The organism is Pseudoalteromonas sp. SG43-3, from assembly GCF_014164385.1.
In the GTDB taxonomy this organism is placed as follows: Bacteria; Pseudomonadota; Gammaproteobacteria; order Enterobacterales; family Alteromonadaceae; genus Pseudoalteromonas; species Pseudoalteromonas distincta.
Genome location: NZ_JACJFC010000026.1, coordinates 1 through 24,237, shown reverse-complemented (window position 1 = coordinate 24,237; position 24,237 = coordinate 1). Strand labels below are relative to the sequence as shown.

The window sequence follows — 24,237 nt, the reverse complement described above, 5'->3', positions numbered from 1 at the left end:
AACATTAGAGGTAAGAATGGATATTTATTCAACAGAAGAACAACAAGCAGAAGCCATTAAACGCTTTTTCCGTGAAAACGGCATTTCACTTGCACTAGGCATACTTGTTGGCCTTGGTGGCTTATATGGCTGGAAAGCATATAACCAAAACCAAATTACTACCGCTGAAAAAGCATCAGATTCATATACAGCGCTTGTTGAAAGTGATGATGTATTATCTTCAGCTGATGCGTTTATTAGCGAAAATAAAGATACAAACTACGCAACACTTGCTGCATTTGTTGCTGCAAAAGACGCTGTAGAAGCAAAAAAATTAGACGTAGCAAGCGAAAAGCTAAGCTGGATAGTGTCTAATACTGAAAATACAGAATTAAAAGCAATTGCGATTACACGTTTAGCGCGAATTCAAATTGCACAAACTAACTATGACGATGCATTAACTACATTAAATGCACCATTACCTGAAGCATTCAATGCAAACGTTGCCGAGCTTAAAGGCGACATTTACACACAGCAAGGTAACAAAGATCAAGCACGTACTGCATACCAAGCAGCAATAGATGCGGGTGGATTAACAAGTAACCCACTATTACAAATTAAGTTAGATGACCTAGCAGTAACTAGCCCAGCGGCATAAGGTTTTAGGCATGAAAAAATTTACAACAGCAGCCCTTGCCCTATGTATGGCAACACTGATGGGTTGTTCATCAAGTGATGATGAAGATGAACTAGTACTTCCTGAAATTGTAAACCAATTTGAAACTGACGTTGTTTGGCAAGAATCTGTAGGTGATGGCGTAGAGCATTACTTTTCTCGTTTAACACCAGCTGTTTACAAAGATACTGTATATGTTGCTAGCCGCGAAGGCCAAGTAGAAGCGCTTTCGCTTACTAACGGCGATACCAAGTGGGAAACCGATGTACGCCAAGATTTATCGTTTTGGCCATGGGCTGACAACGGTAATGCAAAATTATCAGGTGGTATTTTGCAAGCCTATGGTAAAATTTATATAGGTTCTGAACACGGCTTTATTATTGCTCTTGATCGCGAAACCGGTGAAGAAGTTTGGCGTAAGAATGTACCAGGCGAATCACTGTCTAAACCGACAGCAGGCGATGGCTTAATATTTGTAAATTTAGGCTCTGGTAAATTGTTAGCCCTTCACCCAGATACGGGCGAAGAGCGTTGGAGTTTTGAACAAGAAGTTCCACCACTAACATTACGCGGACAAAGCTCGCCAACTGTTGCTAACGGTGGTGTATTAGTAGGCCTTGAAACAGGCAAGCTAAGCGTTTTAATTTCAGACAGTGGTTACTCAGCATGGAGCGCAGAAATTGCGGTTGCTAAAGGCGCATCAGAATTTGAACGCCTAGTTGATGTAGACACTCAACCGCTTATTAGCGGTCCATACGCTTACGCTATAGCTTACAACGGCAACTTAGCTGCTGTAGATATTCGCTCTGGCAACGTAGTTTGGAAACGTGAGTACAGCAGCTACCGCGAAATTGCGATGGATGCACAAACAATTTATTTAGTAGATAGCGATGGTGTTATTTACGCATTAGATAAAAATTCAGGTATTGAACGTTGGAGCCAACCCGCTCTACGTGGTTGGTACCTAACAGGCCCTGCAGTTGCAGGTAGCCACTTAGCTTTAGGCGACCAAGAAGGTAACCTACATTGGCTAAATAAAGAAACTGGCGAGCTAGTATCTCGAGAAGACTTTGACAGCTCAGGCTTTTTTGTTGAGCCAGTTGTTGCCGACGATAAGCTAATTTTATACACCCGTGATGGTGAAGTTAGTATGGTAAAAATACCAAACTAACTGACTGCTATTAGTATAACCTGCTAATAGTTAATTGTTTTTTGTAAGGCTTCGCACTGCGAAGCCTTTTGTTGTTTTTTAAAGAGGTAGTTTATGCTTCCCGTGATCGCTCTAGTTGGGCGACCCAATGTGGGCAAGTCCACATTATTTAACCGTTTAACACGTACTCGTGATGCACTCGTAGCCGATTTTCCAGGTTTAACACGAGATAGAAAATATGGCCAAGCTAGTTACGATGGCTATGAATTTATCGTGGTAGACACGGGCGGTATTGATGGCTCAGAAGAAGGCATCGAAATCGAAATGGCAGATCAATCTCTGCTAGCCATTGAAGAAGCCGACATTGTTCTGTTTTTAGTAGATGCTCGTGTAGGTATGACCGTAGCTGACCAAGCCATTGCTAATCACTTGCGTAAACAAGAGAAAAAGTGCTTTGTTGTTGCCAATAAAACCGACGGCATTGATGCAGATTCAAACTGTGCTGAATTTTACCAATTATCATTAGGTGAAATACATCACATTGCAGCTGCACATGGCCGTGGTATTACCCTATTACTTGAACAAACACTTCAGCCGCTTATTGCTGAACTAGCTGCTCAAGATGAAGAAGTAACAGGTGATGACGAAGAATTAATCGACCTTTACGAAGAAGGCGAAGGTGATGATACCGATCATCAAGCGTTTGCTGACAAACCTGTAAAGCTTGCTATTATTGGTCGCCCTAACGTTGGTAAGTCAACACTTACAAACCGTATATTGGGTGAAGATCGTGTAATTGTATATGATATGCCAGGTACAACGCGCGATTCTATTTATATTCCAATGACGCGTAACGACAAAGAGTATGTGTTAATTGACACAGCCGGTGTTCGTAAGCGTAAAAAAGTAAGTGACGTAGTTGAAAAGTTCTCAGTAATTAAAACACTTCAAGCAATCGAAGATTGTAACGTGGTTTTACTTGTTGTGGATGCGCGCGATGGTATTTCTGATCAAGACTTAAGCTTATTAGGTTTTGCGCTTAACTCAGGTCGTTCGCTGGTTATTGCCGTTAATAAATGGGATGGCCTTGACGACTACGTTAAAGATCGTATTAAAACAGAGCTTGATCGCCGTTTAGGCTTTATTGACTTTGCACGCTTACACTTTATATCTGCACTTCACGGTACAGGTGTTGGTCATTTATTTGAATCGGTTGATGAAGCGTACGAGTCAGCAACTAAGCGTATTAGCACCGCAATGCTTCGCCGTATTATGGACATGGCTCAAGCCGATCACCAGCCGCCACTTGTTCGTGGTCGTCGTGTTAAGCTCAAATATGCGCATGCCGGTGGTTATAACCCGCCACGTATCGTAATTCATGGTAACCAAGTTCACGATTTACCAGATAGCTACAAACGCTACCTTATGAACTACTACCGTAAAGCACTTAAAATTATGGGCACCCCAATCAAAATTGAATTTAGAGAAGGTGATAACCCATTTGCAGGGCGTACTAATAAAGTAACGCTTTCGCAAAAACGTAAAATACGTGCGTTTGCAAAAGAAAACCGTAATAAATAAACTGCATAAGCGTTAATCTATTACAGAAAAACGGCGTACTTTTTAGTACGCCGTTTTTTATTACTGAAAATTAAGTAATGCTAATTGCACCAGCCGCTCAACTGTCGTGTCTTGAACATTTTTAGGCGCTTTGGGGTAATACTTTGATTTTGGCGGCTTAATAGTTATAAACCCATGATTGGTCGCCATTTCGTGGGCTAACAGCTTACGCTCTCGGGGGGTTAAATGGTTTTCGTGTATTTTTGCCAGCTCGCCGCTATCAAGCCATATGCCTGCACAACCAGGGCATTCGTCTATCTCAACCACTTTGAGCGGCGAAAAATACCGGCGCATCATCACAATACTTGGGCATTTAGGGCAATTTACTCGCGATGAGACTTCGCCCTCACCTTCGGTATAATTACTCAAATACTTAAGTAAAACCTGACCATGCTTTAACTCCGGCGAGCTAAACTTAAAAATTTGGCTGTTATCAAAAAATACGCCGCCTTGCGCTGACGTAAAAACAGTAATCCCGCCAACAAGTAAAGGTTCAAGTGGCGTATTACTACGAGGACAATACATTTAAAATTCCTTTTTATTTATTTTCTTTTACTCAAGTGCTTTATGAATAAGCCCAACAAGCGGGCCGGGCAATGTAATATTACCTGCAAGTACAAACTCATGCGCGTCATCTGACATTTTTTGCCATGTACGGCGAATAATACCAATCCATTTTTCTTCATTGTAATCTGGTTTTGCATTGGCAAACCCAAGCATATAATGTTCAATAAATACAAGGCTTGCTACATCTTCTACTAATTGGCTGTCTGGGTTACGTTTAATATTTTTTTTAGCGACCGCATCGTACACTCGGTTTTGCTCAGCTTCATCGTAACCAGCTTGCTTCATGAGCGCAACCACGCTGCTAGCATGAAATATATAAAGTGCACTGCGCCACTGATGATAGCCCTGTTTGTTCATTTCAAAATCACTACGTGGCGACTTCCAACGCTGAATATGCTGTGCACGCACTGCAATTTGCATGAGTTCATCGGCATCTGGTTTAAAACGAATTAACATTTCGCTCATGCGCAAGGCGTATAAACTTTCTTTTGGAAAGCTTTGTCCATTGTGCTGCTCAGTATTAGGGTCTTGGTCGTTTGCTTCATCAATTAAGGTAATTACTTTATTAAACATGACGATCATTTTTTATAATAAGTTTTAGTCATTCTAAACGCTGATAAAACAATAAACTAGTACGCCAATCAGTTACGCAGTGAAATTTGTTCAATCAAAAAGTAAAACCAAGAGTTACAGGTTATAAAAGTAAGCGCATTGATTAAGTTAACTTGGTACTATATTGAGCACAAATTAAAATAAAAAGCGCGATAAATAATAACTAACTCGCCAATAACGGATGACTATGTTTAAAAAAAGTATTCTAGCTATATGCTTAGCGGTTGCATCGCTACCAAGCTTAGCCGACACTAACACTGATTTAAAAACCATTATTGATAACCACTGGCAAAACGCCAAAGCTGAAAAAATATTTTTTCGTACCGACCCAGACGGCTGGAAGCCAAACGGTACATTGCCAAATTGGAGCGAGCAAGCCATTGCAAAGCGCCAAGCTTATAACAACAGCGTACTAAAAAGCTTAGCCAGCATTGACCCAAAAACGCTCAACAACGAGCAGCTAATGAACTACCGCTTATTTAAATATGAGCGAAAAACCGAGCAGCAAAGTTACCTTTTTCAAGATAAGTATTTTCCGGTTAATTTTTTAAGTGGCTGGCATACTTATTTTGCCGAAGCCCCCGCTAACATGGCATTTTTAACACCCGACGATTACAACGCATTTTTAATCAGCCTTGCCGACTACCCTCGCTTTAATCAGCAAAATATTGATTTAATGAAAGAGGGTATAAAAACAGGCTTTACTCATTACTGCAAAACCTTTGAAAATTACAGCCAAAGCATTAGCGCGCATATTGTTAAGCAACCTGAAAACAGTGCCCTTTACGAGCCCTTTACACGTATACCAAACACGTTTACAGCAGAGCAAAAATCTACATACCAAAACAAAGCTAAGGCCTTAATCAGCTCAAAAGTAGTACCTGCTTATCAGCATTTTTACGACTTTTTTGAGAACGATTACATGCCTAACTGTAGAGTGCAGCCGGGTATTTCAAGCGTTAAAGGCGGGCTTGAGTATTACAAATATGCAGTTAATTACTACACCACAACAGACGCCACGCCAAAGCAAATACACGAACTAGGCTTAAAAGAAGTCGCGCGTATAAAAACGCAAATGCAAAACATTATTGATGAAGTAGGTTTTGATGGCACATACAGCGATTTTTTAGAATTTTTAGCGACCGATAAGCAATTTTACGCAACAGACGCGCAAGACCTGCTAGAAAAAACCGCTTTTATTACGCAAAAAATGTATGGCAAGTTACCAACCTACTTTAATCATTTACCGCGTAATACCTTTACTATTAAAGGCTCAGCGAGTCGCGGCGCGTTTTATATGCCACCTGCTGATAACCGTTCCCCCGGCACTTATTTTTTAGCCTCAACACCTAAACTACAGCCTTTATATAATTTAGAAGCACTTAGCTTACATGAGGCAATACCAGGGCATCATTTACAAAACGCTATTGCTATGGAGTTAAATGTACCCGAATTTAGACGCACACTTAGCCACTCTGCATTTGGCGAAGGTTGGGCACTATACACAGAGCGCTTAGGTAAAGAAGCCGGCTTTTATCAAAGCCCGTACAGCGACTTTGGTCGTTTAGGCTACGAAATGTGGCGTGCAGTAAGACTTGTTGTTGATACCGGTATTCATGCCTTTGGTTGGAGCCGCCAAAAGGCTATTGACTACTTGGCAGATCACACTGCTTTGCCACAAAGCGCGGTGGAGGATCAAATAGATCGTTATATATCATGGCCAGGCCAAGCGCTTTCGTACAAAATGGGCGAAATAAAAATACGCGAACTGCGTGCAAAAGCCGAAAAAGAACTAGGTGCTAAGTTTGATATTCGCAGCTTTCACGACACTGTTATAGGCCAAGGCTCGCTGCCTATGGAAGTATTAGAAGACGTAATAAACGATTGGATAGAAAAACAAAAATCGGCTATTTAACATTAAAGGAGGCGGTATTATTTGCCGCCTCTTTTTAAAACCCTCTTAAACACCTCAAAACTAATCCCTACCCGCTTTTGCTTCGTAAAGCTCTAGAGTTTAAAAACCTGAGCAAACCTATGAGCAAACGTATTTTATATTGGCTACAAAACGATTTACGAATAGACGACAACCCTATTTTAAGCGAACTTGCTACTGAGCAATGCGCGCTTGATATTGTATTTGTTATAAACCCGCACTGGTTTAAAAATAATAACTATCAACAAAAGCCATATGGCGTGCACAAACAGCAGTTTTTAATGCAATGCTTGTACGAACTACAACAAGCACTTATTGAGCGCGGGCAAACCCTGCATGTGCTTGAAGGCGAACCTGTATCGCTTTTGAAAGCGCGTATTAATGAGCAAAATATAGATAAAGTTGTATACAGCGAGCAATTTGGCCTGTACGAGCAACGCCAAATAAACTTACTCAAAGCACATTGCCCTAATACTAAATTTACAGGGTCGCAGCAAGACACGCTCTTTAAGCAAAGTGACCTCCCCTTTGATTTAAACGAATTACCTAAACACTTTACCCCGTTTCGTAAAAAGGTAGAGGCCGCCACTAGCCCCATTTCACTTTCAACATTACCAAACGGTTTGCTCCCTCAGCCAATAACCTTGTGCGCTAAAAAACCTTTAGAGCGTATAGCAAATAATGGCGTAATGCATGGCGGGTTTAAAAGTGCGCAAACACATTTAAAACAATACTTTTCAGGTTTACTACCAAGTACTTATAAAATAACTCGAAACGAGCTTGATGGCTTTAATAACACCACAAAATTTAGTACCTGGCTTGCTTTTGGTTGTGTAAGTGCGCGGCAAGTTTATAAAGCAGTTGAGGCGTACGAACATAACCAAATAACAAACGAGTCTACCTACTGGATTAAATTTGAATTGCTATGGCGAGAGTATTTTAAATGGCATGCACTTAAGGCAGGTAAAAGCCTGTTTAGCTTTAAAGGCCAAAAGCAAACAAAACCCCTTACTACATTTATGCCAAACCGCTTTGCTACGTGGTGTAATGGCTCAACACCCTACCCATTAGTCAATGCCATTATGAATGAGCTTAACGCTACGGGTTATATATCAAATAGAGCAAGGCAAATTGCAGCCAGCTGCTTAGTGAACGAGCTTGGCCTTGATTGGCGCTATGGCGCAGCATATTTTGAACAACAATTAATTGATTACGATGTAGCCGCTAATTGGGGTAATTGGCAATATATAGCAGGTGTAGGCGTAGATCCGCGTGGTGGTAGGCACTTTAATATTGAAAAACAAACGTTACAGTTTGACCCGCACACTGTTTACACTAATAAATGGCAAGGCAATGAAAATACCAGCACGCAGCTGGATACCTTAAACGAAGTTGATTGGCCAATTTAAGCCGCCAATCAACTTTTACAAAGTAACGTTTAAAACAGCTCAGCAATACCCACATTAATAGCGTAACCACCCAAGGTTAAAAACAAAAATAAACAGCCTGCTAATAACAGCGGTTTTATACCCGCTTGGCGAATAGCGCCAACATGTGTGCGTAAACCTAAAGCCACCATCGCAATGGTGAGTAATATATTATCAAACCAAACAACTGCGCTTGTAGCGACTTGAGGAATAACTGATAGCGAATGTACACCACTTGCCACAATAAATAACACAGCAAACCAAGGGATTGTAATACCCGCTTTTTGCTCGCCGCCAGGCGCGTTTATATTTGCATGCTTTTTACTTTGCCAAAACGATAAGCCCACTAAAAATGGCGCAAGCATCATCACCCTTAGCATTTTTTCTATAACGGCGGTATCTGCAGCATTGGCGCTTACAGCTGTGCCCGCTGCAACCACTTGCGCTACTTCATGAATAGTTGAGCCTACAAAAAGACCGTAAGCGTGCTCGCTCAATCCCATGTAATCAAACATAATTGGGTAGGCAAACATGCTTAACGTGCCAAACACCACCACCGTTGCTACAGCTACCGATACTTTATGCGCCTGCGCTTTTATTACAGGCTCGGTTGCCATTACAGCTGCTGCGCCACAAATAGAGCTACCTGCGCCAATTAATATGGTTGTTTGTTCATCAAGCTTAAATACGCGCTTACCTAACTGCACTGCCAAAATAAATGTGCCTAACAGCATTACAACATCGGTTAATAAGCCTTCCCAACCTACGCCCGCTACTTGCGCAAAAGTAATTCTAAACCCAAACAACACAACCCCCGCTTTAAGCAATATACTTTTAGCGTAATCAACACCTATATCGGTTTGCGTAGCAATACGCGAAAACACACTGTTACCCACAATAATGCCAAGCACTATACCAATAGTTAAAGAGCTAAATTGCGCACTTTGCATTATGGGTAACTTACTTAATGCAACAGATGCCCCCGCCAAAACCACCACCAGCAGCATACCTAACCACCAGCGCGTATCGCCATATTGCTTAGTATTAATACCCAAAGGCTGAAACCCATTTTTAATAGCGCTAAGCATAATATTCCCTCAATTGAACAACGTTAAACTGTTGACTTCATTTTAAGAAAGCGCAAAATATAACTCCAATACATTAAAATCATGATTCGATAACTTAAAGTTATGTAATTTGAGAGGCACAATGAACTTGCATGCACTTCGGGTGTTTTATACGGTAGCAAAGCTTGGTAGTTTTTCAGGCGCAGCTGAAGCGCTTTTTATAAGCCAACCGGCTGTATCTAAAGCGCTAAAAGAGCTTGAGCACCAATTAAATATTCAACTTATAGAGCGTGCATCTAAAGGCAAAAAACTTACCTTAAGCGAGGGCGGCCAAGCCTTGTATGATCATGCACGTAGCATTTTTGCCATTGAAAAAGCCGCCATTGAAGATATCAAATCACGCACAGGGCTTAAGCGCGGCACACTCGTTATAGGCACTAGTACAACCATTGCCAGCTATTGGCTACCGCCCTACTTAGCTAAATTTTGCGCGCAGTACCCTGATATAAAGGTAGAAGTACAAGTGGCTAATACAGCGCAAATTGAGCACGCCCTACTTGAATGCACTATCGATTTAGCACTGGTTGAAGGCACACCAACCGAGCCGCATATAATAAGTAAGCACTGGCAAAACGATTTAATGAGTGTTGTTATACCGAGTAACTTTAAGCCCACGAAAGACTTAAAAGCATGGTTAAACAATCAATTTTGGCTACTGCGCGAGCCGGGCTCGGGTACTTTAGAAATGTCGGTAAAGTTATTAGCCCAACATGGCGTAATAGCAGAGCGCAGTATGCAATTGGGCAGCAACGAAGCCATAGCAAGGGCCGTCGCTCAAGGAATGGGCGTGGCTTTATTGCCAAATGTAGTTACTGAGGATTTAGTGCAGCTAGGCAAATTAACACGCCTGAGCCAAAAAAATAACGAGCAACTCTCTCGGCCTCTTTATCAACTGCATTATAAAGACAGACCGTCTTCACATGCTGCGCAAGCGTTCGAAAAAAGCTTGTTTAGTGAATAATGTTTGATCTGAGCTGTAAGCCGAGTAAGAAAACGGTTGTGTAACATTAATCGCTTATTGTGGTGTTACCTTAATTTATTATATATAAGCCAACTAGTTGAACCCATTGAAAGTACTAATAAATGAAGAACCAATGTTTCACGATTAAATTCACTAAATAAACTGAGTAAAAAAACTGGAAGTATGCTTAAGATTAAAACTACAGGTAATTTAAATAAATTTAACTTTTGGAGTAATAAGCTAATAGGTAATCCGTAAATGAACATTAAAGGATAAAAATAAAATAAACTTCCCACCCCTATTGATACACCAAAACCAACACCTGAAATTAATGAACTCACAGAAGTATAGTTTTCGATACCCGCATAAAAATAACAAAAACCAAGTACTGGTAATGCAATTAAAGGACTAAGAATCGCAGCAATCAAATTTTTACGTAGATCCTTAGACATATTAAGACATACCACAACGAGCTTGTAGATTAATTCGTTTTTTATTTGTTTTAATTGATATACAAACCATAGCTGAATTCCTATTTTGGCTCAGCCAAAGAGGTAAATTTTGGCCTTACACATTAAAGTACCAAGAGACTAGTTATATGAGTCCAGCAGCTACCTCATAAACCTATTTGCTAAATCGGTAAACCAAATACGAGCAAGCTGAATTTACAAACCCTGAGTTAAGTCTTGCGCTAACGTACCCGTTGGCTTTTCAATTACGCGTACCAACTCTTCGCCATTTTGTTTAACAATAAACGTTGGCGTGTATTGTAAGTCGTGAGCCTGTGCAATGCCTGCATCGTCTTGCTTGTTGTAACCTACGGCCACATAGTCAATGCTTGCAAGTTGTACTTTCGATGCATCAAGTAACTTAATGAGTTTTGGCACTTCGCGTTCGCTGTCGTGGCACCACGTACCAAATAATACAATTAGCTCCTTGCCTTCTAGCTTTTGCATTAATGAAATGTCTTGTGCTGTTGGCGTAAACGCCTTGTATTGCTCGTTAAACTTGTCGTAGTCGCTTAGCAGTGCTTGCGTACTTATCTCGCCCGAAAATGGCGCTGTAGCAGCGCAGCTTACAAGCGGCATGCTTAAAGCGCACAGTAAAATTAATTGTTTAAACATAAGGTTGCTCTTAATTTAGGTATTAATTTAGGTATTAATTTAGGTATTAAACGACTATACCCAATATTGAGTGTGGAGTGAACAACTCAAAACCGTTACTTTTTATCCATAAAAAAGTTAACTTGCGATAAGTTAGTTAAATATTCTCGCCTTACGTTTTTATTCTCAGCTAGCTTATCTAAATCACCAATTAGGGTAACTAGTTTATTATGAGAATGGCTGCTTGTTTTTTTAAACTCGTCTTGCTTTTCGTCACTCTCAACACGCTCTTTTTTATTCATGTTGTAGCTGTTTTCGTTTTCTTCAAGCCAAATATCGTCAATTAAACGAATGTCACTTTTGCTAATGGTTTGTTCTTGCATCGCCATTTGCAGCTCGTATTGATTGGTTTGCGGATTAAACTCAAACATTTTTGTATCAACATCAACCTCGTGAGACTGAACAAGCCCCACAAGTTCTTTATTTTTAACCGCAGACCCTACGTTATAACTCTCTTCTTTGTTGTAGTAATCAGGGCGACTGTATTGATAATCAAAGTGGCTACTTACATTTTTACTTTGCGTTACACCGCTAAGCTCCCCTAATTGGCTTTGTTCAGTCGCTTGGCTTAGCTCAATTGTACTTTTAGGCTGATAATCGCCGTTATCAAGCGCATAAGAAAACGTGGCATCAAAATCAGCGAGCTTAGAAATACCCGCTCCTAATGTATTTGGCGCTTTATTACCAAGCCCTTGGTAACGGGCATCGTTTGTAATCATGTTATCAACCAAATCGGCAACCATGGCGCGCCCGTCATTAAAGTGCTGATCTGCAAGTGACTCCAAATTGCTATAACGCTCAGCCGCCGCTGACATACTCGCAAAAGCGCCTTTAAACAATGCAAAACCTTGTTGCATTGCCTCATCGCCACTTTTACCAAATGCCGATGTTTTATCATCTTCAGTACTGTTTACTCGGCTATCTTCTAGGCTTTGATCGAGCGACGCTAAATACTGCTGCATTTGCTGCGTGTCTTTAGCGCCAATGGTTGACATATCGAATGCAAAATCAATGTCGTTTTGACCAGCTGCGGCTTTAAACACAAGTGCTTGCTGGTTTGATGCTTCATCAATGGAGTAACTCAAATCAAGCGTGTTTTCTCCTGTATCAAGCGCATCATTTTGCGTTGTCGAAAACGACACATTAAAACCGGCTAGCTGCTCACTACTAAAGCCCGCTAAAAAATCTAAGCTCATGTCTGTTTGATTTGGCACTATAAGAGGATTGAATGAATTTTCACTCACTTTAAAAAACTCATCGGCCATTTCACCAACACCCGCCATAACCTGCGTTAAAGCCGTATGTTCAGCCTCAGATAAATTGCCATTAACTTCGTAACTTATGCCAAAGCCATCTATCGCTTCACCTGTTTTTTCGTCATAACCTTGCGATGAGTTAAAGGTAATGTTTATAACATCGCCTTCTTTAGTTTTTACCGAGAGCTCAAACAGGTAGTTATCGTCATCCTCGTATTTTGCGCGATTAAGGCTTTCCATGTATGGATTAAGTGAGCGCTCTACACGTTGCTGGCTTGAGGCTAAAAACGTTTTTTGCTCATGCCCAAGCTGACCTAAACTCGATAAAATATCGCTGGTATTAGCATAAGCACCCCGAATATTTTTAACCGACGTATTTAATCGCTCAATTAATTGGGTACTGTTTTCGTTTTTTAATAACCCCTCATGCTGAGAGCTTATTACGGTGCGCAGGGCGAGTTCTTCATCGGAGAGTTTATAGTTAAGCATGCTGGGCGTGCTTGAAATAGTAAATAACGAGGCAAGTTGATGCTTTAAAACGTCCTCTACCTTTTGATTACTGACTAGTGCTTCATCAAGAGTTTCATTATTTAACTGGCTTAATAACCCACCGGTTATTTTTGGCGCGTTAGTTTGTAAATAATTAATAGCTTGAAGGTCGCTGCTGGTGTGTAGCGAAGGACTCACAGAGCTTTGGTTTGCGTTATTAACTGATTGGGCAAGTAAAGTGCTTAAATTAGCGTGGCTGCCAAGTGCATTATTAACCATGATTATCCTTAATCGCTAAACCCTGTTAAGTAATTTATCGGTCACAGCATTAAAAGCTTTAGCTTAAGGAGACGTTTTTTACCTATTATTTATACAAACAACCCATTAATAAATTAAATAAGCATAAATGACGTAAATCTAAACCGGATAAGCGTAGGTCGGATAAGTACAGCGCCATCCGACAATTCACCACTTTATTTATTTACAACACGCCTAACTCTTAAGCGTTATTCTGCTCGCTCATTACTCTTCATTTTTTTCTTTTATTCTTTGTACTAAAAAGTCGACCGCCGCTTTTACCTTTGGTACTAAATAGCGCTGCTTTTGATACAACAAATAAACCGCCATAGTCGCATTTTGGCTTATCGCTAATTCATGCTCAAACTTAAGCTCTTGCAACTGGCCAGACTCAAGGTATGAGTCGAGCGCCCACCGAGTTGACATTAAAATGCCCTCGCCATTACATGCTTTTTTAGCTAGCCACGATCCGTTATTTGAAATAGCGACCGCAGGCCCAGAAACGTCGTGCCATTGATCATCCACTTTGCATAACCAAGGCGTTGGCCCCGCTGGCGTTTTAAAATAAAGGCCACTGTGGCCCTTTAATTCCATAACATTAGTAGGCACACCGTATTTTTGTAAATAGCAGGGTGACGCAACAGGAATAAAGCCGTTATCCATTAGTTTTATTGCTAGCACGCGTTCATTTGGCGCATAGCCACCGCGAATCGCAATATCAACATCGTCACGCCCAAGTGTCGACAGCTCATCACTTAAGCTAACATCTAATATAATTTCGGGGTATAGCGCGCTAAATTCATCAAGCAGAGGCAGTAATATTTTGTCACCAAAACTTACCATTGAGCTTATACATAATCGCCCCATTGGTGTTGTTTGATAACTGCGAACAGTTTCGTGGCTTTGCTCTAGCTGATTTAATATTTGCTGAACATCGTTATAGTAAATTTGCCCAACTTCGGTCAATTTAACTATGCGGGTCGAACGCTTTAAAAGCGTCGCCCCTAGGCTTTTTTCTAAATCAGCAACTCGCCTCGACAACGACGAAGGCGGCACATCAAAAGCTTTGGCGGCTTTGGTAAAACTGCCCGTTTCAACCACCTTAATAAAATACCGTATGGCTTTTAGTTGATCCAAGTTGCCTCTCCATTAAATAAAATGCTTTATTGTCTTAAAGACAAAAGTGATTCGCATTTTCCCCTATATATAAGCAAATTAAAACAAGTAATAATGTACTCAACCTAAAGACAGGGACTTAAATTGCATTTTTTGGCAATGAGTATCTTCACGTTAATGATGGAAAGCTGACTTATGATTACTTTGCACGGTTTTGCTGCTAGCAACTATTACAACCTAGTTAAACATGTACTTTTACACAAACAACTGCCATTTAAAGAACACCTTGTTTACGGCGGTAGCGAAGAGTTATTAGCAATCAGCCCTGCAGGCAAAGTGCCTGCAATCACAACAGCTAATGGCCTTAATATTTCTGAGTCGAGTGTTATTTGCGACTTTATTGAAGAGTTGTACCCACAAACCCCGCTATATCCTAAAGATGCAGGTGAGCGCGCAGTTGTACGTCAAATTATGAAAATGGCAGAGCTCTATTTTGAACTGCCAAGCAGACGGTTTATCCCTTATGTATTTTCAGGCGCTGAAGTACCTGAAACCACTAAAGCCGAAGTACGCCAAGTATTAACGCGTGGCGTAACCGCTTTGAGTAGCGTGTGTAAGTTTTCACCTTGGATTGCAGGCGAGCAATTTACAATGGCAGACATTTACGTTTATTACGTAAACACCATAGTTAGCGCCTTTGGCTCAAGCCAGCTTGATTGGGATGTACTTGCACAAGTACACGGCATGAAAGAGTGGAACGAATCAATGAGCCAATTAGCTATTACCCAAAGCATAGAGGCCGATCGGCAATCAAATATGGCTGAATTTATGCAAAAAGTGAAAGCGCAAATTCAAGCAGCCAACGCTAAATAACGCGTAGCTACAAAAGTATCTATTCTAATTTTTAATTACTAAGACAGATCGCCAATACAATAATGCTATTGGCTTAACAAATTTAATTCTTTGCAGGAGACACCTATGACAGATAAAAATATCCAACTTACTTCAACTATCAGCGAAGACAATAAACTTACACTTGCCTTAAAAAACATCGAGATGCCAAAGCCAAATGCCGATGAAGTGGTTATTCGTATTGAAGCTGCACCATTAAACCCATCAGACTTAGGCGTTTTATTCAGCGCAGCTGATATGTCTACTGCAAAGCAATCGGGTACTGATGAAAATCCAGTAATTACTGCCGATGTTCCAGCTCAATTTATGCCATCACTTAAAACTCGTGTTGGAAAAGCAACCCCTGTAGGTAATGAAGGCGCAGGCACCGTAGTAGCTGCGGGGTCATCACCTGCTGCACAAGCATTAATGGGTAAAACCGTTGCAGTAATTGGCGGCGGTACGTATCGTCAATTTATATGTGCCAATGTACAAAGTTGCCTAGAGCTAAAAGAAGGGACTACTGCTAAAGAAGGTGCATCATCTTTTGTTAACCCACTTACCGCACTAGCAATGGTAGAAACCATGCGCGCTGAAGGCCATAAAGCCATTATTCACGCCGCAGCGGCCTCTAACCTTGGCCAAATGCTAAACCGTATTTGTATTGCCGATGGCGTTGATTTAATTAATATTGTTCGCAAACCAGAACAAGAAAAATTACTGCGCGATATGGGTGCAAAATATATTGTTAACTCAAGCAGCGACACTTTTCTTGCTGACCTAACAGCTGCAATAATCGAAACCGGTGCAACTATAGCGTTTGACCCTATTGGTGGCGGCCAACTAACAAGTGACATTCTTAACTGTATGGAAGTTGCAGCTGCGCGCGATATGAAAGAGCACACAATTTATGGCTCTGATACATTTAAACAAGTGTACATTTATGGCGCACTAAACCGCGGCCCTATTACACTAAACCGTAACTTTGGTTTTGCATGGGCTGTAAACGGGTTCTTGTTATTTAATGCCTTAGGTAAATTAGGCACAGATACAGTAATGAAAATGCGCAAACGCGTTGCTGATGAAATCACCACTACATTTGCGAGTAACTACACGCACGAAGTGTCATTAGCTGAGGTATTACATTTACAGTCAATCGCGGCTTATTCTAAACAAGCCACCGGCGAAAAGTACTTAATTAAACCTCAAGCTTAATTAAATATTCTTCGTTAAAAATTAAAAAGCAGATGCTAATTAGGTATCTGCTTTTTTACGTTTAAATATACGCACTCTACTATTGCTAGGTTTGCAGTTAACGCGTCCTTAAAGCTGTCATAAAACCATCACAAAAACGTAATTTACTGAATGTTTACACATTGTTTGCACCTTTTATTCTTATAGTTTATCCACTTTAATAAAATAATAAGCGTGCCTACATGAATATAAAACCTTTTATATTTTATTCAGTTATTGCCTCTACTACATTATTGTATGGCTGCGGCGGTGCTGAGCAAACTACCGACACTAGCACAGAGCAAAGTACTGATTCATCATCAACAATCACGTCAACTGGCTTAATTATAAATGAAATTGTCGCAAGCCCAAGTGATACCTCCTACGATTGGATTGAGCTATATGCCACTGAGGATATAGCCGATTTGTCGGTATTTTCACTTGTTGATGATAACGCCGACAGAGAGCCTCAAGCATTACCCGCAGTAGCGCTTTCGCAAGGAGAGTTTATTGTTATTCAAGCCATTGATGAAACCGACACACCGCCCGATAATGGTTATTACGTTACCTTTAAACTAGGTAGCGACGACGCTGTTACGCTTTATGAAAATAGCACTGCGGTGTCTGTACTTGATTGGGAAGAAGGCGAAGCCGCTGAAGGTTTTAGCTACGGCTTATACACCGACGGCACCGGCACCGCGCAAACATTAACACCAACACAGGGCGCAGCTAACCAAACAGCCGACACCTCAACACTTGTTACCACGCTAATTGCTGAAGATGCCCCACTGCGTATAAACGAAGTAGTAGCAAAAGACAGCAGCGGCTCCGAGGACTGGATAGAGCTTTATGTAACAAGCAGTAGCGATGTTTATTTAGCTGACTACACACTAAGTGATGACAATAACGAGCAATTTGCCCTACCCGACATTACTTTAGCGCCCGGTGAGTTTTATCGTATTTACGCCAGCACCGATGATTTAGGCGACCTCCCAAGCGTAGCGTTTAAATTAGGCTCAAGCGATACCGTAAGCCTTTACAGTAACAATGTAATTATAGAGCAGTTATCGTGGAAAAAAGGCCAAGCCTTGAGTGGTTACAGCTATGGCCGCTACCCAGATGGCAGCGATGCAACAGCGGTATTAACTCCAACAGAGCTTAGTCAAAATAGCAAAGCAACTCACGGACCACTCGTTATTAACGAAGTGGTGGCAAGCGCTGCAGACGATGGCAACGACTGGTTTGAGCTATACAATAACAGCGAAAATACTATTAACTTAGCCAACTACCAAGTTATTGATGAAAGCGACGACATAGACCCAGTAACCCTGCCCGACATAGATTTATACGCAGGCCAATACATTACTATTTATGCCACCGATGAAGATCCAGGTACTTACTACGTACCCTTTAAACTAGGTAAAGAAGACGAGTTAAGCTTAATACTCAACGATGAAGTAATTGACTACATTGATTGGGACGAAAGCGATGTAGCCACAGGCTTTAGTTACGGCCTAAGTAACAGCACCGACTTTACTCATGCGTTTTTAACCCCTACTCCCGGTAGTGAGAATACCGTTGCAACCGCATTTACACCCACAGCTGTTAATACGCTTTCTATTACAATTACCGACGAAAACTGGCAAGACATTCTAGATAACCCACTTGATGAGGAATATCACGAAACTGCTATTACTTTTAACGGTGTAACACTCGATAGCGTGGCTATTCGCACTAAAGGCGGCTCAAGCTTAAGCAGTGTTGCCAACTCTAGCAGTGACCGATACAGCTTTAAGGTCGACATTAACGAATACGTGTCGGGCCAAAAGTTTTTTGGGCTAAAAAAATTCACACTGCAAAACTCGTTTAACGACCCGTCGTACATGCGTGAAGTAATTGCCTACGACCTAATGGACGAAATGGGCGTACCAACGCCTGAGCATGCTTACGTTAACTTTTATGTAAACGGCCAACTATTTGGTTTGTACTTAATGGTAGAAGCCATAGATGGAGAATTTGTAGAAAAACACTTTGCCAACAGTAACGGCGATTTATACAAGCCTGATGGCACAGGCAGCGATTTATTATGGCTAGGTGACGACATACAAAGCTACACCGACATAAACTTACAAACCAACGAAGACACCACCGATAACGGCGCATTTATTAACTTTGTAGAATCGCTCGATGACGGCGAAACCAGCGCCATAGAGGTAGATACACTTTTACGATATATGTCGGTTAGCACTTCGCTTTCTAATTTAGATAGCTACCACGGTACGCTTGCTCATAACTATTATATTTACGATGACGATGGCGTATTTAGCATTTTGCCATGGGATTTTAACGAGTCATTTGGCACCTTTAACATGAATTGTAATGGCGTAGATGTAAGAGAGCTCTACATTGATGAGCCAGTAAGCGGCGCATTAAATGAGCGCCCGTTAATTGCTAATGTATTTGCCGAGCAAAGCAACCTTGATGTGTACCACAGTTACTTAACGCAACTTATTAATGGTTCACTTTCAAGCGACACATTTAGTGCCCGCGTAAATGAAATAGCCGACTTAATCCGTGAGCACGTACAAAACGACCCCACTAGTTTTTACGGCTCAGATTACTTTGAGCAAAACCTAACCTCTACTACGGGGCAGTTTTACGGTTTAACGTCGTTTATGCAGTACCGCGTAGCAAATATGACCGCGCAGCTTGATGGCACATTGCCTTCAGCCGGCGACGGCAGCGGCTTTTGCTCTAGATAAACAACCCATCCTTCATGCAGTGCCAGCACGCTGGCACTGCACTCTGTAACTTTGCAATTTAATAATCTGAGAAAATTATGACAATTCAAGCACGTTTAAAGGATGAATTTTTTGAAAAGGACGCTTCAATTGCACCTGTAGCAATTACTGCAATAAACACTAAAAATAAGCAGGCCCAACCTGAAAAGCCAACCGCTGATAGCCCATTATCAACATTAATTAACGAGCTACTCACCCCGTTTGAAGGCTACGGATTAAAAGATCTTAATAACGCCAACTTAATGAACCGTGTAGACAGCAAGTTTATGCTGCCACTGTCTTTTTTACCTGAGCTACTAACTCACTTACATGGCCAATACCGTGTGCTTGATATACAAGGTAAGCGTTTATTTTCTTACTATAATCAGTACTTTGATACGCCCGAGCTTGATTTATACAAAGCCCACCATAACGGTAAGCTTAATCGATACAAAGTGCGCCAAAGACGCTACGTTGATACCGCCACCGAATACCTAGAAGTAAAACTAAAAAACAATCAAAGCCGTACGGTTAAAACACGTATCAAGCTCGAAAAAAACAACGAGCAAGCTCATTGTACTGCGTTTATGAAAGAACAAATGAAAAACAGCTTTGCACATTTAAACGTAACCCAACAAAGCGGCTATAACCGAATAGCCTTAGCCAACGAAGAAAAAGCCGAACGCTTAACGCTTGATTTTAACCTGTGGTACAACACCCCAAAAGGCGATAACAAAATAACCCTACCGGGCTTTTTTATTGCCGAACTTAAGCAACGCAAAAAAACAAAACACTCGCCATTTTATAAGCTGATGAGCAAACACCACATATTCCCTGCCTCGTTTAGTAAATACTGCATTGGCTGTGCTTTGCTCTACCCCGAGCGCTTAAAAGTAAACCGCTTTAAACCCGTTTTAGCCCGTTTAAAACACCTTAACTGCACTAACCCGCTTTTACCTTTAGAGAATAATTAAAATGACAAAATTAGATCTTATTTTTCTTTCCCGTTTTTTAGTAAACATCCTATCGCTGGCTGTACTTTGCTATGGCTGTTACTTTCGCATAAGTAAAAATGCAGTGGTGGCAGGCTCGTTTATTTTATTTGGCGTAGGCGTTTTTATTATTACCTTTTTGCTGCACGGCGTTGATATGTCAATGGAATTTGCATTTGGTCTATTTGCCGTATTTACCATGCTAAGGTACCGCACTGAGTCTATTTCGATTAAAGAGATGACCTACTTATTCCTCGTTACAGCCATTGCTTTACTTACCTCTGTAGGGCAAATGAGCTTAATTGAGCTAAGTATTCTTAACGGCATAATTTGCTTAATTGCCTTTGTAATTGACTCAAGCATATTTGTAAAACGCTACGAAGTACAAAGCGTTTGCTACGAGCGCATAGAAAACATAACCCCGCAAAACCAAGCCACACTCATCAACGATTTAAAACTGCGCACAGGCCTAAACGTAGTTGCTGTAGACATAGAGCACATCGACTTTTTAAAAGATGTAGCTCAACTTAAAGTGAGCTACTTAGCCGAAAAACAAACAAAGGTAGCCTAACATGACCTCTAAACTAACTATCTCTACAGTGGCGCTTTCAACACTTTGTTGTTTTGTTAGTAACGCAAGCTTTGCCAAAATTAACGATGATATAGACCTAAGCGGCTATATCATGCTCGACTACAACAAGTTTGATACCTCATTATTAGAGGATCAATACGACAGCAACAGCTCAGAAAGTACCTCAGAAATACGCCGCGCTCGCCTAAGTTTTAAATCAGACATAAGCAAAGACTGGAAAAGTAAATTTCAACTTGGCTTTGCCGATGGCGAAACCGAAATAAAAGACGCCTACCTAGAATACTCAGGCTGGAAATATGCTGATTTAACCATAGGCCAGCAAAAAGAAGGTTTTGGCCTAGAAAAACTAACCAGCTCTCGTAATTTATTAATGCTTGAACGAAGCATGATAAGCGAAGCGTTTTCGCCAGGGCGAAGTTTAGGTATTAGCCTATCGGGAGAGATAGCCTCAGTAAATTGGCAACTTGGTTATTATCAGCCAGACGAAGACGAAGCAACTTCAGCTATTACAGGGCGCGTAGCTTGGGTGCCATGGCAGCAAGATACCAACCTATTACACTTAGGCGTCGCATTTAGTGAGAGGCAGTACGACGGTAACGAATTTAGAGTAAATGAGCCACTTGAAGTTTATACCGCCGACTCATTAATAGAAGGCGATAAAATTAATGCCGATAACCTCTCGCAGCAAGGTATAGAGCTGTTATGGATTAAAGACAGATTGACCATGATGGCCGAGTGGCAACAAGCACAAGTAACCAGTATTGAAGAGTCAACCAATGATTACGAAGGCGGCTATTTGCAATTTGGTTATCAGTTATCGGGCGGATACCGCAAGTATAAAAACGCAAAACTAGGCGCAAGCTCAGAGCCAGGCTGGGAGCTCACTGGCCGCTATAGCTTACTTAAGCTCAAGCAAGAAAACCAAGACGCAAAAACCTACGCACTTGGTGTTAACTACACCGTAAACAAAAACATAAAGTTTATGGCCGACTACATTAAAGCCGACTACTTTAGAGCGGGTGGTACTATCACATCGGGCAATGCAATCTCATTAAGGCTGCAATATTCGTTTTAATGCGTTTGCGTGTTAAGCCAGTTAATCTAAAACTATAAAGCCCTATGCTAAACGTTACGTTTAGCATAGGGCTTTATAGTTACTTAGTAAATAATATTTAAGTTAGTTTATAAATACTAATTACCAGCGCCTGCAAATTGTATTGGGTAATCCATATCGCCGCTGCGGTTAATACTGTTACACAGATTTTTATTAAAACTACCCAGTGATGGGTCGATGGTGTGCTCATTAACTACAATACCGTCACTTCGCCTTTTAACCTCAATAGATCCGATTGTTTTAATCGCTGATAAATTATCGCCTACGTTTTTAAATATAAAATACTCTATGTGTTCAGCAATAGATTCTGCGTTTTCGATATCTCCTTTAACGGCAGGCACTTGGTAGTTAACACCATTACACGTTAAATCATAAACTTTTACTAATTCTAGCTCGTCAGCTCCTTGCACATCAGCAATAACTTTAATCGTGGGCTGCGCTGCTGTTTCAAGTAAGTATTGTGTTTCACTCATTTCGCTTAAAGAAAACGAATCAACGCTTTTAGCTATAGAACAGCCCGATAATAAAGTAAAAACTAAAAACACTGCCCTATTAAAAAACACCTATAAATACCTTATTTCTAAAATTTATTTGCTTAGTATTACCATAACACTAAGAGAGGTTCTAAATATAACCTCTAAACAGCTAAAACAACCTCACTTATATTCTTTCTCATTCAAGCTTGAAACAGGGCTTTATATAAGGCGAGGCTTTGATAAGTGAATTTCCAATAGGAAGTTGGAATATTTCCCATTCAATGCTGGAATTGAGCTTATTTCTCAATTAACGCTGGAAGGGATCACCCGTACGTTGCTAGCCACTCAAGTACATTAAAGGTTTAAGGATATAGTTAATTTGATAGGCGTACTCTGGCAAACTTCGCTAGTGCGACATCAGCAGGCACTGGCCAACCTTGATGTATGAAGTCAAAATTTGACTCTTTTGACCCAAAATTGTTGGCTAAAATAGGCGACGCAGGAGCAAAAGCCCACTGTTTTTAGTCCTTGTTGATTTTCTTGTTAGCAGTACGATAACTCAAACTCTGAATTATTTAAAATACTCTCGATAAGTTTCTGATAGCTATTGGGATTACAAACATAACCAGAATAGTTTTTGTTATTAAAACTAAATTGATGGAGAGAAGAAAGCACAATTTTTTGACTATGCAGATACTCCTCAAATGAGGTAAGACTCACGGCAGAACAAGAAAAATTAAAGAGACCATTTATTGATAATTCAGTTATTACACCTTCAGATACTTGGGTATAAAACCACTGTAATTTAGAAAGTTGATTACTAAGATCTCGTAAACACAAAGATACGGCTTTCTCGGCTGTTTTCGATGAACTTTTGACCAAGGCATTAGATGGAAGATGAATTACACTCCCAATAAAATTTCCTGATTTTTCCTCGATACCTATTTCTAACACTGAACTTTCCTGTACTGCTAACGCTTTGCCAAGGGGCAAATGCGAACGTTGTTGGGCGAAGCCCAGTGAGTATTTGTCCCAGCCGCGCTTTTTGCGGCGAACTTTGGCAACTTGTTAGGTTCCGGTTTTAGGGATGTTACATTTGATCATAAACCAATTCTTTTCGCTTTCGTTAAGCATAGCGAACCCCATATTTTCTTCGCCGAAATGGCAAATTCTTGTTTTTGATGGATTTCCAAAAGAAAAATAGCCTTCTCGACGCTTTCCGCTGTCTTCATAAGAAAATGCCTTCATGACAAACCAAACACCATCAAAGTACTGAAACCAAATTAATTTGATTCCTTTACTTTTAGCGAATGAAATGAATTCATCAAGTCGGCCATCAGAAACTTCTACTTTCTTTTTAGTCCCTTTCATTGAAACGACATTTACCGGCAGGTTTTTACCATCATCTTCATCTATCCACTGAACAAGCTCAAATTTTCCTTTCTCAGCCAACTTAATCAAATGCTCTAAGCTACTATGATGTTTCGACAAAAAGCCTTCTGCTCTTTTTTCTGCCTTGTTTTTGAAAGGATTATACTCGTCAGAACACCCCAGCACTAAAAAACCAACAGCAAGAATCGTGAGTAATCTCATAGGAACCTAACACTTTAGTATTTATGCGACACGCAGTTTGTGTTGCATAATCGCTTGTTGGACTGAGGCGCTACCTGCTCGGTGTGTCAGAGTTGGTGTTGTTTATGCTATGGGAATTTGCTTTTTGGAGGCTCTCACTTTCCTAGCTGATTTAATCAGCTTAGCTAGTGTTATGTAAGCTTTCCCTGCATTG

22 protein-coding genes are annotated in these 24,237 nt (G+C 40.8%); 12 read left to right on the top strand and 10 right to left on the bottom strand.

The window, feature by feature from the left end; genetic code table 11:
* Positions 1–16 precede the first annotated feature (16 nt).
* The 3 genes from H5157_RS18355 to der all read left to right on the top strand — a co-directional run bounded on the left by H5157_RS18355 (position 17) and on the right by der (position 3,386).
* Positions 17–637 carry a tetratricopeptide repeat protein gene (locus H5157_RS18355; RefSeq protein WP_002961300.1) on the top strand — a complete coding sequence of 207 codons (621 nt, stop codon included), beginning with the start codon at positions 17–19 and terminating at the stop codon, positions 635–637.
* 10 nt (positions 638–647) lie between these two features.
* On the top strand, positions 648–1,826 hold the full coding sequence (bamB, locus tag H5157_RS18350; protein ID WP_002961301.1) for an outer membrane protein assembly factor BamB: 1,179 nt from the start codon (positions 648–650) through the stop codon (positions 1,824–1,826).
* Positions 1,827–1,919: 93 nt separating this feature from the next.
* Entirely contained in the window at positions 1,920–3,386 is a 1,467-nt protein-coding gene (gene der, locus H5157_RS18345) for a ribosome biogenesis GTPase Der (protein WP_024597862.1), read from the top strand.
* 60 nt (positions 3,387–3,446) lie between these two features.
* Here the strand turns inward: der and H5157_RS18340 are convergent, their stop codons facing one another.
* Positions 3,447–3,950 (bottom strand): zf-TFIIB domain-containing protein, encoded by a 504-nt coding sequence (locus H5157_RS18340; RefSeq protein ID WP_024597861.1) that lies wholly within the window; start codon positions 3,948–3,950, stop codon positions 3,447–3,449.
* A 27-nt stretch (positions 3,951–3,977) separates the two neighbouring features.
* Positions 3,978–4,565, bottom strand: a complete 588-nt coding sequence (locus H5157_RS18335; RefSeq protein ID WP_182725232.1) for a DUF4202 domain-containing protein — start codon at positions 4,563–4,565, stop codon at positions 3,978–3,980.
* 226 nt (positions 4,566–4,791) lie between these two features.
* On the opposite strand from H5157_RS18335, the gene H5157_RS18330 reads away from it, so the two are divergent.
* Together H5157_RS18330 and H5157_RS18325 are read left to right on the top strand one after the other, a co-directional pair.
* The gene (locus tag H5157_RS18330) at positions 4,792–6,519 is read left to right on the top strand and encodes a DUF885 family protein (RefSeq protein ID WP_182725231.1); all 1,728 of its coding nucleotides are present in this window, start codon (positions 4,792–4,794) and stop codon (positions 6,517–6,519) included.
* Positions 6,520–6,638: 119 nt separating this feature from the next.
* Positions 6,639–7,946 (top strand): DASH family cryptochrome, encoded by a 1,308-nt coding sequence (locus tag H5157_RS18325; protein ID WP_182725230.1) that lies wholly within the window; start codon positions 6,639–6,641, stop codon positions 7,944–7,946.
* Between the two features lie 29 nt (positions 7,947–7,975).
* Here H5157_RS18325 and H5157_RS18320 read toward each other — a convergent pair whose 3' ends face one another.
* A complete protein-coding gene (locus tag H5157_RS18320) occupies positions 7,976–9,052 on the bottom strand; it encodes a YeiH family protein (RefSeq protein WP_182725229.1) in 1,077 nt (358 codons plus the stop codon).
* 121 nt (positions 9,053–9,173) lie between these two features.
* On the opposite strand from H5157_RS18320, the gene H5157_RS18315 reads away from it, so the two are divergent.
* Positions 9,174–10,052: a LysR family transcriptional regulator gene (locus H5157_RS18315; protein ID WP_182725228.1), complete on the top strand. Its 879-nt coding sequence runs from the start codon at positions 9,174–9,176 to the stop codon at positions 10,050–10,052.
* 65 nt (positions 10,053–10,117) lie between these two features.
* On the opposite strand, the gene H5157_RS18310 is transcribed toward H5157_RS18315, so the two are convergent.
* From H5157_RS18310 to H5157_RS18295, 4 genes are all read right to left on the bottom strand, one after another.
* Positions 10,118–10,504 carry a hypothetical protein gene (locus tag H5157_RS18310; protein ID WP_139015396.1) on the bottom strand — a complete coding sequence of 129 codons (387 nt, stop codon included), beginning with the start codon at positions 10,502–10,504 and terminating at the stop codon, positions 10,118–10,120.
* A 213-nt stretch (positions 10,505–10,717) separates the two neighbouring features.
* Positions 10,718–11,176 (bottom strand): thioredoxin family protein, encoded by a 459-nt coding sequence (locus H5157_RS18305; RefSeq protein ID WP_182725227.1) that lies wholly within the window; start codon positions 11,174–11,176, stop codon positions 10,718–10,720.
* Positions 11,177–11,271: 95 nt separating this feature from the next.
* Positions 11,272–13,239 carry a hypothetical protein gene (locus tag H5157_RS18300; RefSeq protein ID WP_182725226.1) on the bottom strand — a complete coding sequence of 656 codons (1,968 nt, stop codon included), beginning with the start codon at positions 13,237–13,239 and terminating at the stop codon, positions 11,272–11,274.
* A 243-nt stretch (positions 13,240–13,482) separates the two neighbouring features.
* Positions 13,483–14,394 carry a LysR family transcriptional regulator gene (locus tag H5157_RS18295; RefSeq protein WP_182725225.1) on the bottom strand — a complete coding sequence of 304 codons (912 nt, stop codon included), beginning with the start codon at positions 14,392–14,394 and terminating at the stop codon, positions 13,483–13,485.
* Between the two features lie 174 nt (positions 14,395–14,568).
* Between H5157_RS18295 and H5157_RS18290 the strand changes: the two genes are divergently transcribed.
* The 6 genes from H5157_RS18290 (at position 14,569) to H5157_RS18265 (ending at position 21,936) form a co-directional block, all read left to right on the top strand.
* Positions 14,569–15,246, top strand: coding sequence for a glutathione S-transferase family protein (locus H5157_RS18290; protein WP_182725224.1), 678 nt, complete (start codon positions 14,569–14,571; stop codon positions 15,244–15,246).
* Positions 15,247–15,351: 105 nt separating this feature from the next.
* Complete coding sequence (locus H5157_RS18285) at positions 15,352–16,479, top strand: zinc-binding dehydrogenase (protein WP_182725223.1); 1,128 nt, start codon at positions 15,352–15,354, stop codon at positions 16,477–16,479.
* 221 nt (positions 16,480–16,700) lie between these two features.
* Positions 16,701–19,259, top strand: a complete 2,559-nt coding sequence (locus tag H5157_RS18280; protein WP_182725222.1) for a CotH kinase family protein — start codon at positions 16,701–16,703, stop codon at positions 19,257–19,259.
* Between the two features lie 77 nt (positions 19,260–19,336).
* Positions 19,337–20,251, top strand: a complete 915-nt coding sequence (locus H5157_RS18275) for a polyphosphate polymerase domain-containing protein (protein WP_182725221.1) — start codon at positions 19,337–19,339, stop codon at positions 20,249–20,251.
* Between the two features lies 1 nt (position 20,252).
* Positions 20,253–20,840 carry a DUF4956 domain-containing protein gene (locus H5157_RS18270; protein ID WP_033022227.1) on the top strand — a complete coding sequence of 196 codons (588 nt, stop codon included), beginning with the start codon at positions 20,253–20,255 and terminating at the stop codon, positions 20,838–20,840.
* A gap of 1 nt (position 20,841) precedes the next feature.
* Positions 20,842–21,936, top strand: a complete 1,095-nt coding sequence (locus H5157_RS18265) for an OprO/OprP family phosphate-selective porin (protein ID WP_182725220.1) — start codon at positions 20,842–20,844, stop codon at positions 21,934–21,936.
* 116 nt (positions 21,937–22,052) lie between these two features.
* On the opposite strand, the gene H5157_RS18260 is transcribed toward H5157_RS18265, so the two are convergent.
* The 3 genes from H5157_RS18260 to H5157_RS18250 form a co-directional block, all read right to left on the bottom strand.
* Entirely contained in the window at positions 22,053–22,538 is a 486-nt protein-coding gene (locus H5157_RS18260) for a hypothetical protein (protein WP_182725219.1), read from the bottom strand.
* Positions 22,539–22,994: 456 nt separating this feature from the next.
* Positions 22,995–23,405 carry a hypothetical protein gene (locus H5157_RS18255; RefSeq protein WP_182725218.1) on the bottom strand — a complete coding sequence of 137 codons (411 nt, stop codon included), beginning with the start codon at positions 23,403–23,405 and terminating at the stop codon, positions 22,995–22,997.
* A 114-nt stretch (positions 23,406–23,519) separates the two neighbouring features.
* Positions 23,520–24,044, bottom strand: a complete 525-nt coding sequence (locus H5157_RS18250; protein ID WP_182725217.1) for a hypothetical protein — start codon at positions 24,042–24,044, stop codon at positions 23,520–23,522.
* Positions 24,045–24,237: the final 193 nt, after the last annotated feature.